The 9,802-nt window shown below is 68.5% G+C and carries 8 protein-coding genes and 1 pseudogene; 3 read left to right on the top strand and 6 right to left on the bottom strand.

Annotation, left to right across the window (positions count from 1 at the left end):
• The first annotated feature begins 153 nt into the window (after positions 1-153).
• Both VFG33_RS19160 and VFG33_RS19165 read left to right on the top strand, forming a co-directional pair.
• A complete protein-coding gene (locus VFG33_RS19160) occupies positions 154-705 on the top strand; it encodes a Chromate resistance protein ChrB (protein ID WP_325054270.1) in 552 nt (183 codons plus the stop codon).
• Between the two features lie 17 nt (positions 706-722).
• Positions 723-1,865, top strand: a complete 1,143-nt coding sequence (locus tag VFG33_RS19165) for an MFS transporter (RefSeq protein ID WP_325054271.1) — start codon at positions 723-725, stop codon at positions 1,863-1,865.
• Here the strand turns inward: VFG33_RS19165 and VFG33_RS19170 are convergent.
• Positions 1,821-2,483, bottom strand: coding sequence for a hypothetical protein (locus VFG33_RS19170; protein ID WP_325054272.1), 663 nt, complete (start codon positions 2,481-2,483; stop codon positions 1,821-1,823). The two genes, VFG33_RS19165 and VFG33_RS19170, sit on opposite strands and share 45 nt — an antisense overlap.
• Before the next feature lie 192 nt (positions 2,484-2,675).
• Between VFG33_RS19170 and VFG33_RS19175 the strand changes: the two genes are divergently transcribed.
• Positions 2,676-4,508, top strand: a complete 1,833-nt coding sequence (locus VFG33_RS19175) for an APC family permease (RefSeq protein ID WP_325054273.1) — start codon at positions 2,676-2,678, stop codon at positions 4,506-4,508.
• Here VFG33_RS19175 and VFG33_RS19180 read toward each other — a convergent pair.
• The 5 genes and pseudogenes from VFG33_RS19180 to VFG33_RS19200 all read right to left on the bottom strand — a co-directional run.
• Positions 4,505-5,521 (bottom strand): magnesium and cobalt transport protein CorA, encoded by a 1,017-nt coding sequence (locus VFG33_RS19180; protein WP_325054274.1) that lies wholly within the window; start codon positions 5,519-5,521, stop codon positions 4,505-4,507. The genes VFG33_RS19175 and VFG33_RS19180 overlap by 4 nt on opposite strands.
• Before the next feature lie 40 nt (positions 5,522-5,561).
• Positions 5,562-6,239, bottom strand: coding sequence for a response regulator (locus VFG33_RS19185; RefSeq protein ID WP_325054275.1), 678 nt, complete (start codon positions 6,237-6,239; stop codon positions 5,562-5,564).
• Positions 6,236-8,815, bottom strand: a complete 2,580-nt coding sequence (locus VFG33_RS19190; RefSeq protein ID WP_325054276.1) for a sensor histidine kinase — start codon at positions 8,813-8,815, stop codon at positions 6,236-6,238. Before VFG33_RS19190 ends, VFG33_RS19185 begins: the two co-directional genes overlap by 4 nt.
• Before the next feature lie 24 nt (positions 8,816-8,839).
• Entirely contained in the window at positions 8,840-9,487 is a 648-nt protein-coding gene (kdpC, locus tag VFG33_RS19195) for a K(+)-transporting ATPase subunit C (protein ID WP_325054277.1), read from the bottom strand.
• A 14-nt stretch (positions 9,488-9,501) separates the two neighbouring features.
• Positions 9,502-9,802, bottom strand: a pseudogene (locus tag VFG33_RS19200) (potassium-transporting ATPase subunit B); the annotation flags it as partial.

Genomic DNA, 9,802 nt, shown 5'->3' on the forward strand with positions numbered 1-9,802 from the left:
CGCCCCCGAAGCCCGCCACAGCCGACAGCACCGCGGTACCGAACGAAGCGACCACGAGGAACACCGCCGTCCATAGGTCCGATGTCATGAGGTCCACCCTGCCTGGTAGCTGGTCCGCTCGATCCCAATGTAACGCGTGATACATTGTTGGATGTGACTGCGAACCGCGCGCCGTGGTTGGTCCTGGTGATCCGGATACCGGCTGAGCCGTCGCGCCATCGGGTGGCAGTGTGGCGGGAACTGCGCAAGGCCGGTGCCCTATCACTGGGGCAAGGCGTGTGGGCTGTGCCCGCGCTGCCCGCCTTCACCGTTGCGGTTGACCGAGTTGTCGAACTGGTCGGACGGGCTGACGGTGAAGCGACGATTCTGGCGGCAGCGGGGCGTAGTACGGCCGATGCCGAACGGCTCGAGGGGCTCTTCAACGCGGCGCGGCGGGACGACTGGATCGAGTTCTTGTCCGACTGCGGCAAGTTCGAGGCCGAGCTGGCCAAGGAGATCCGGATCAAGAAGCTCACCCTGGCCGAGCTCGAGGAGGAAGAGCAGAGCGTGGAGCGGTTGCGCCGCTGGCATCGTGACCTGACAGCTCGGGACGTTTTCGGGACCCCGGAGGCGGCTGAGGCGACGGCACGCCTCAAGGAGTGCGTGGCCGCGTGTGAGGACTACGCCGAGCGGGTGTTCCGCGCGTTGCACGAGAACCCCAGCTAGTGGCACCTGACCGGCGGATGTGGCCTCTCTATGCGGCCGGCTTCACCACAGCGTTCGGGGCGCACTCTGTCGCAGCCAACCTCGGCGGGTACTCCGAGGACGCGGTGAAGTCGCTGCTTACCCTCGGGCTCCTGCTCGCCTTGTACGACGGCGCCGAAGTACTGCTGAAGCCGGTGTTCGGCACCATCGCCGACCGGATCGGAGCCAGGCCGGTGCTGCTCGCCGGCCTGCTCGGCTTCGCTCTCGCCTCCGGCCTGTACGTCGTTGCCGACAGCCCCGGTTGGCTCTGGGCAGCGCGGCTCGGTCAGGGCGCCGCGGCGTCAGCGTTCTCTCCATCGGCATCCGCCTTGGTGGCCAGGCTCAACCCTGCGGCCAAACACGGCCGAGCCTTTGGAAGTTATGGCTTCTACAAGAGCATCGGCTACACCCTCGGTCCGCTGCTCGGCGGTGCTCTGGTCTGGCTTGGTGGGTTCCGGCTGTTGTTCGCGGTGATGACTGTCCTCGGTGTCGCGGTGGCCGGTTGGGCGCTGCTCGCAGTACCGGCCGTGCCGCCGCTACCGCGTACCCGCCAGACCGTGATCGACCTCGCCCGCCGAGTCGCTGATCCGGCGTTCCTGCGACCGACGGCAGCCCTGGCCGGAGCGACAGCAGCCCTGTCCGTCGGCGTCGGCTTCCTCCCGGTGACCGGCGCAGCGGCAGGTCTGGGCACGATCGCCACCGGTGCCGCTGTGTCCGTCCTGGCAGCCACCGCCGCCCTGGTCCAGCCCCGCGCCGGCCGCGCGCTGGACGCCGGACGCATCACCACCCGAACCGGCGTCACCCTCGGCTTGTTGCTCGCAGCAACCGGCCTCGGCTGCGCCACATTGCCCGGGATCGCGGGTGTCCTGCTAGCCGCGATCCTGATAGGCATCGGGACCGGCCTGATCACTCCCCTGGGCTTCGCCGCCCTGGCAGCCTCCACCCCCCAGGCCCGACTCGGCCAGACCATGGGCACCGCCGAACTCGGTCGCGAACTCGGCGACGCCGGCGGCCCACTCCTGGTTGCGGGCGTCGCCACCATGGCAACGCTCGGCTCCGGCTACGCCACGCTGGCCGTCGTCCTTGCCATTGGCCCTCTACTTGCCGCCCTCGGGGGCCTTGTCCGCGGTCATCGCCCCTGAAGCATTGCCGGCGAGGTAGACATGCTGGTGGCCGTACCCGGCATCGATATTGATCTGGTCAAGCTGGGTCGCGGCCACCGACCAGGTGGTTGCCGCGTTCACAGCCTGCTGCTTCGCGACGTCCAGCAGCGGCTGGCGTTGAGCCGCGGGAACGGCGAGCGTGCGAGCGTACGTCTCGACGGCGGTGGCGGCAGATTCCACCGCCGCCCGCAAACCGCCGCGCGCGACGTTTGTTGCCGTCGTACCCGACGGCGGCTCCGCGAAGGGCTCCGCGCTCGCCGTCATCGTCCGTCGCCATCCGTCGACGGTCGCGGCGGACGCGGAGGTCTTGGACCCGGCGGCCGCGACGAGGCCCGCCAGCACCGGGTCGATGCGATCCCGCGTTGTCCGGGCCAGCGCCGTCAGTTCGCCGACCTGGCTGCGATCGCGGGCCGCCTCCGACGCCTCGGCCTCGGCGAGTCCTGACTCGCCGGCGCTGGGATGTCCCATCGCGTATCCCATCCCACCGCCGACCACGAGAGCCGCCAGCACTGCGCCGATGGCGGCGAGAACAACCGCCCGGCGCCGTCGGTCGACCTGAGCAACGGGGTACGACGACTTGCCGGTCCTGCGCACCATGGCGAACTCCCGCTTCGTCGAACCCGATGACCGCCCGGGCAGTGTACGAAGTCACCGGTGTGCCGTCCATATCGAACGGGATGCCACCTTCGGGGCCCTGTGTGTGAGACGGGTGTTGGTCTTGGTGACTGCCGTGTGAGGAGTCCGTGAGGGGGCGGTGCCGAAACCTCCACCGGGGCGGAGAGTGGGCGGGTGACAGTCACCTCGGACGATCGGCACAGGCTCGGCGTATTCGGTGGTCTGGCTGCACTGTCCCTGGACGCGATGGCGTCGGTTGCCTATGGTCCCGAGGCGATCGTGCTCGTGCTGGCACTCGGCGGCGCGACGGCCATCGGGCTGACGCTTCCCGTGACGATCGCGATCGCCGTACTGCTGCTCGTCCTGGTGCTGTCGTATCGCCAGGTGATCGCCGCCTTCCCCAACGGCGGCGGTGCGTACGGCGTCTCGAAGGCGTATCTCGGCCGGCGGGCGAGCCTGGTCGCCGGGGCCTCACTGGTGATCGACTACATCCTCAATGTGGCGGTATCGGTGGCGGCCGGTGTCGCCGCGCTGACCTCAGCTGTGCCGGGTCTTCATGCGTACCGCGTCTGGCTCGCGCTCGGCGTGCTGCTCCTCGTCACCACGGTGAACCTGCGCGGCGTCGCCACCGGCGCGCGGATGTTCATCGTGCCCACGGCGATCTTCGTGATCGCCATCCTGACCGTGATTCTGGCCGGTCTGCTCCGCGAAGGACCGGCGGCTGTCGCCACTGGGAACGCGGAGCAGGCCGGTCAGGTTCACACGATCGGCGTCCTGCTGCTGCTGAAGGCCTTCGCGAACGGTTGTGCTGCCCTGACCGGCGTCGAGGCTATCGCCAACGCGGTACCGGCGTTCCGCAAGCCGCGAGTGGTCCGGGCACAGCGTGCCGAGCTCACCCTTGGTGTCCTGCTTGCCGTGATGCTGATCGGTCTCGCCGTGCTGATCAAGCGATTCGAGATCAGGCCGGTGGAGGGCGTCACGGTGCTCTCCCAACTCACCGAGGCCTCACTCGGCCATGGATTCGGGTACTACGTCGTCCAGGCCTCCACCGTGATCCTCTTGGCGCTCGCCGCCAACACGTCGTTCGGTGGGCTCCCGGTGCTCTCCCAGCTGCTGGCCAAGGACCACTTCCTGCCGCACATCCTCAAACTGCGTGGGCAACGGCAGGTCTACCGCTATGGCATCGGCTTCCTGGCACTCGTCTCCGCGTTGCTGCTGATCGGCGCCCGAGGCGACATGAACACCCTCGTACCGCTGTTCGCGATCGGTGTCTTCGTGGGCTTCACGCTCTCCCAGGCGGGCATGGTCCGGCACTGGTGGCACACCCGCCCGGACGGCTGGCGGGCCAAGCTGGCCCTGAACGGTGTCGGCGCGATCCTGACCGGCGTGGCCGCAGTCGTCGTCACCGTGACCAAGTTCACCGCCGGCGCCTGGTTGATCGCGGTCGCGCTGCCGGCCCTGGTCCTGCTGATGGAATCGGTCAGCCGCAACTACCGCCGGATCGGTGCCCGGCTCGAGCTCGGCCGGATCCCGACCAAGCCGGAGCCCCGCCGGTCGCGAGTCGTCGTACCGGTGCAGGGCGTCAGCAAGCTCACCCGGGAGGCCCTGTCGGTGGCCCGCGGACTCGGGCACGACGTGGTCGCGGTCCATGCGGTCAACACGAGCGACCCCGACGACGTCAAGAACTTCACCCGGTTGCTCGACGACTGGCAGCGGTGGCAGCCGGAGATCCCGCTGGTCGCCCTGTACGACGAACGCCGCCGACTGACGGACCCGATCGTCCGCTACGTCCGGCAGACCGAGATCGCCACCGTCTTCGTGCTGATCCCCGAGATCGAGCCCGAGCACATCTGGCAACGCATCCTGCAGAACCAGCGCGGCGCGATGCTGGCCCACGCGCTGCGCCGGGACACCGACGCGATCGTCTGCAGATTCCGCTTCCGGATCCCCGACGACGAACCGTCGATGGACACCGCCCCCACCCTCGTGTCCATCAGCCGGAGCTAGAGCCAGCCGCGCTTCTTGAAGATCAGGTAGAGGGCGAAGCCGGTGAGGAACATCAGCACCAGCGCGAACGGGTAGCCGAGGGTCCAGTCGAGTTCGGGCATCTGGGTGAAGTTCATCCCGTAGACCGTGCCGACGAAGGTCGGGGCGAACAGGATCGCCGCCCACGACGAGATCCGCTTGACCTCCTCGTTCTGCCGCAGGCTGAGCTCCGACAGCCGTCGCGTCTCCTCGTTCTGGCGCTGGCCGACCAGGGTCGCGCTGATCCCGATGATGTTCACCAGCAGCACCCGGAACCCGGCGACCCGGTCGCAGACGCGCTCCACATGATCGCCGACGTCGCGCAGATAGCGCTGCAGCTCCGGATCGACGTCGTACTTGTCGAAGCCGGCCCGCAGATCGGCGATCATCACGGGTAGCGGCTGGGTGGCCCGCTCGAACTTCACCACCTCGCGGAGCAGCTCGTAGATCCGCCGCGACACCTCGGGATCGCCGCTGAAGACCTGGTCCTCGATCTCGTCGATGTCCGTCTGCAGCCCGTCCACCACCGGCAGGAACTCGTCGACGACCTGGTCGAAGATCGCGTACAGCACGGCCTCCGGCCCGAGCTTCAGCAACTCCGGTGCGCCTTCCAGCCGACGCCGTACCGCGGCCAGGTCGGGCGACTCGGCGTGCCTGACCGTGACGACGAAATCCTTGCCGGTGAAGACATGCAGCTCGCCGTACTCGACCTTCTCGAGGTCGTCCAGGTAGCGAGCCGTCCGCAGTACGGTGAACAGGACCTCCCGGTAGCGCTCGAGCTTCGGCCGCTGATGGGCGGAGATGGTGTCGTCGACGGCCAGCCGGTGGATGCCGAACTCCTTGGCGACCGACTGCACCTCCAGCGCGTCTGGCCGATAGAGACCGATCCACCCCATCCCGTGCCGGTCCCGCAGCAGTTCGTAGGTGTCCTCCAACGACTCCGGCTCACAAGCACGGTGCCCGTCGACGTACACGGCGTTGTCCACCACACTCATGGCCACACCAACTTCCTCACTAGATCTGGTACGAGAAACCTCACGGTTCGAAGCGATAGCCCATCCCTGGTTCGGTCAGCAGGTGCACCGGCCGGGCCGGGTCGGCTTCCAGCTTTCGCCGAAGCTGTCCCATGTAGAAGCGGAGATTCCCGCTGGCGGTTTCGTAGCCGGGTCCCCACACCTCGGTGAGCAACTGGTGCTGGGACATCAACTTGCCGGGATGGCGGACCAGGACCTCCAGCAGATGCCACTCGGTCGGGGTGAGACGGACGTCCCCACCGCCCTCCAGGACCACCCGCTTGGCGGACAGGTCGACCTGCGTGCGACCGAAGGTGACCACCGGCTCGTCAGGAATCAGATTGCTTCGCCGCAGTACTGCGCGCAGCCGGGCGAGCAACTCGTCGATCCCGAACGGCTTGGTCATGTAGTCGTCGGCGCCGGCGTCGAGCGCCTCCACCTTGTCCGAGCTGTCGGTCCGTCCCGACAGGACCAGGACCGGCGCCTCGGTCCAGCCACGCAGTCCGCGGATCACGTCGACGCCGTCGAGGTCCGGCAGCCCGAGGTCGAGGATCACCAGGTCGGGCGGGTACTGCGCCGCCACCGACAGCGCCGCAGTACCGGTGGCTGCTGTGTGGACTTCGTAGGACCTGGCCTTGAGGTTGATCTGCAGCGCCCGGACGATCTGTGGTTCGTCGTCGACCACGAGCACCCTGGTCATCCCTGCTCCTCCATCTCCGGCTCGGATCGCTCGCGACTGCCCGGCACCGGTACGTCGTCCGCCCTGGCCGGTGCCACCGGCATCGCCACGACCATCGTCAGACCACCCCCGGGGGTGTCCTCCGGCTGCACGGTGCCGTGCATCGCCTCGGCCAGTCCCCGCGCGAGGGCCAGCCCCAGACCGACGCCGACCGTGTTGTCGGTGTCCCCCAGCCGCTGGAACGGCGCGAACATCCGAGTGCGGTCGGCCCGCGGGATCCCCGGACCGCGATCGACGACCCGTACCTCGACCGAGTCGCCGAGGGAACTGGCCGTCACCAGCGGCGGCCGGCCCGGCGGCGAGTAGCGGATCGCGTTCGCCAGCAGGTTCACGATCACGCGCTCGAGCAGCGCGGGATCCGCGTCGACCAGGGGAAGGGTGTGCGGGATGTCCACAGTCACCAAGCTGTTGTCATCGCCCAGTTCGGCCATCACGCCGGGCATGATCTCGTCGAGCGCCATCGGCCGGGTGAACACCGGCAGAACGCCGGCCTCCAGGCGGCTGAGGTCCAGCAGGTTGTCCACCAGCCGGGCCAGCCGGTCCAAGGATTCATCGGCGTTGGCCAGCAGTTCGTCCTGCTCGGCAGGGGTCAGATCGACATCAGAGCTCCGCAGGCTCGTCACCGACGCCTTCGCGGAGGCCAAGGGAGTCCTGAGATCGTGGCCGACGGCCCGGAGCAACGCCGTACGGAGCTTGTCCGCTTCGGCCAGCGGTTTCGCCTCCGCGGCCGCCTCGCTCAGCCTCGATCGGTCGACCAGCGCTGCCGCGTGGGCAGCGAAAGCACCGACCAGGCGTCGCTCGTCTGCCGCGAGAGTTCGGCCTTGGAGGACCAGTACGAGGTCGTCGCGGGCGGGGATCTCGGCGTCGCCGTCCTCGGGTCGCCGGCAGGTCGGCGTACCGGCGCCGGCGATCGGACGCCAGGTCTCGGTGAGCTCGTCGGTCTCCAGCCGCTCCATCAGGCAGGCTCCGGTCATCCCGAAGGTCTCTCGGACCCGTTCCATCAACGCCTGCAGCGCCGTCTCGCCACGAAGAACCGTGCCTGCCAAGGTGGCCAGGGTTTCGGACTCGGCCGCTGCCCGCGCGGCCTGCCTGGTACGGCGGGCGGCCCGGTCGACCACCGAACTGACCATCGCCGCGACCAGGATGAAGATGCCCAGCGCCAGGGCGTTGTTGGGCTCCGAGATGTTGAAGGTCCGGATCGGTGGGGTGAAGAAGTAGTTCAGGACCAGCGATCCGCCGACCGCGGTCACCAATGCCGGCCAGAGGCCGCCGACCAGGGCGACCACGACGACGGCGAGCAGGAACACCAGGACGTCGCTGGTGAGGTTCAGGGCGTCGCCGCCGAGGCCGAGCAGCACGGCCAACGCCGTGATCAGCACGACCGCCAGCACGAAGCCCGCGATCTGGCGGCGCCGGGAAAGACTCCCCCGCAGGCCGGGCAGCCGGCCGCGGCCCATCTCGCCATGCGTGACGATGTGAACGTCGATGTCACCGGACTCACGGATCGAGGTCGCCCCGATCCCCGGCCCGGTGAGCAAAGCCGACAACCTCGAGCGTCGGCTGCCTCCCAGCACCAACTGGGTGGCGTTCTCGGCCCGCGCGAACGACAGCAGGGCCGCCGGTACGTCGTCGCCGACCACCTGGTGATAGGTACCACCCAGGCTTTCGACCAGCTGGCGTTGCTGGGCGAGCCGGGACGGATCCGCACCGGTCAATCCGTCGGAGCGGGTGATGTGGACTGCGAGCAGGTCCCCGCCGGAGGAGCGGGCGGCGATCCGGGCCGCGCGCCGGATCAGGGTCTCGCCCTCGGGTCCGCCGGTCACTGCGACGACGACTCGCTCGCGTGCCTCCCAGGTGGAGTTGATGTCATGTTGGGACCGGTACTGCTGCAGCCCGGCGTCCACCCGGTCCGCCAGCCAGAGCAGCGCGAGCTCTCGGAGCGCGGAGAGGTTGCCGACCCGGAAATAGTTGCCCAGGGCAGCGTCGATCTTGTCCGCTGCGTAGACGTTGCCGTGCGCCATTCGGCGGCGGAGCGCCTCGGGAGCCATGTCGACCAGCTCGATCTGGTCGGCGGCCCGGACCACCCGGTCCGGCACCGTCTCCCGCTGGGGAACCCCGGTGATCTTCTCGACCACGTCGTTGATCGACTCGAGGTGCTGGATGTTCACCGTGGAGATCACGTTGATCCCCGCGGTCAGCAGCTCGTCGATGTCCTGCCAGCGCTTCTCGTTCCGGCTGCCCGGCACGTTCGTGTGGGCCAGCTCGTCGACCAGCGCGACCTCGGGCCGGCGTGCCAGCAGTGCATCCAGGTCCATCTCGGTGAAACTCGCACCACGATGGTCGAGGATGCGCCGTGGCACCACCTCCAGGCCTTCGAGCATGCCGCCCGTGTGTGGCCGGCCGTGAGTCTCCACGAAGCCGACCACCACGTCCGTACCGCGCTCAGCCCGCCGCTGTCCTTCGCCGAGCATCTTGTAGGTCTTGCCGACACCCGGCGCGGCACCGAGATAGATCCGCAGGTGCCCGCGGTTGCTCATACCCCCGTCCGTGTCCGTCGGTGATCAGCTCTGGGCGGCGAGGTCGGCGTTCAGGGTCACCACGTTGACGGTCGGCTCACCGAGGAATCCCAGCGTCCGCCCGTTCGTGTTGTCCTTGACGAGCTGTTCCACCTTGCCGACGTCGAGTCCGCGCTCGCGGGCGACCCGGTTGACCTGCAGCGCGGCGTAGTCCGGGCTGATGTGCGGGTCCAGACCACTACCGCTCGCGGTCACCGCGTCCGGCGGGACCTGCGAGGGGTTGACCCCTTCCAGGTCCGCGACGGCCTTGCGCCGCTCGTCGATCAGCGCCAGCAGGTCGGGGTTGTTCGGCCCGTACTGCGAAGCCGCGCTACCGGCGGCGTCGTAGTCGACCGCGGACGGCCGGCTCTGGAACCACAACGGGTCGGCGACCATCACTGGCTCGCCGTCGGCGTCGACCTCGGGCTGGCCGTCCTTGACGGCCTGCTTGGTGTAGGCCTGACCGATCAGATCGGACCCCACCTCCTTGCCGTTCACCTGGACCATCGAGCCGTTCGCGTTGCCATGGAACAGCGCCTGACCGGCGCCGGTCATGAACAGCGGGTAGATGATGCCGAGCAGCACTGTCAGTACGACCATCGCCCGGATCGCCACCCCGAACTGGGCCAGTGTCCCTCTTCGATTGCTTGCCATTGTCAATTCCCTCTTCAGCCGATGCCCGGGATGAGCGAGACCAGCAGGTCGATGAGTTTGATGCCGATGAAGGGGCTGATCAGGCCACCGACGCCGTATATCAGCAGGTTGCGGCGCAGCATCGCCGACGCCGAGGACGGCTTGTACTGCACACCGCGGAGCGCGAGTGGGACGAGTGCGACGATCACCAGCGCGTTGAAGATGACCGCGGACAGGATCGCCGACTGCGGGGAGTGCAGTTGCATGATGTTCAGCTTGTCCAGCCCCGGGTAGGCGGCCGCGAACAGTGCCGGCAGGATCGCGAAGTACTTCGCG

The organism is Kribbella sp. (assembly GCF_035687465.1).
Lineage (GTDB): Bacteria > Actinomycetota > Actinomycetes > Propionibacteriales > Kribbellaceae > Kribbella.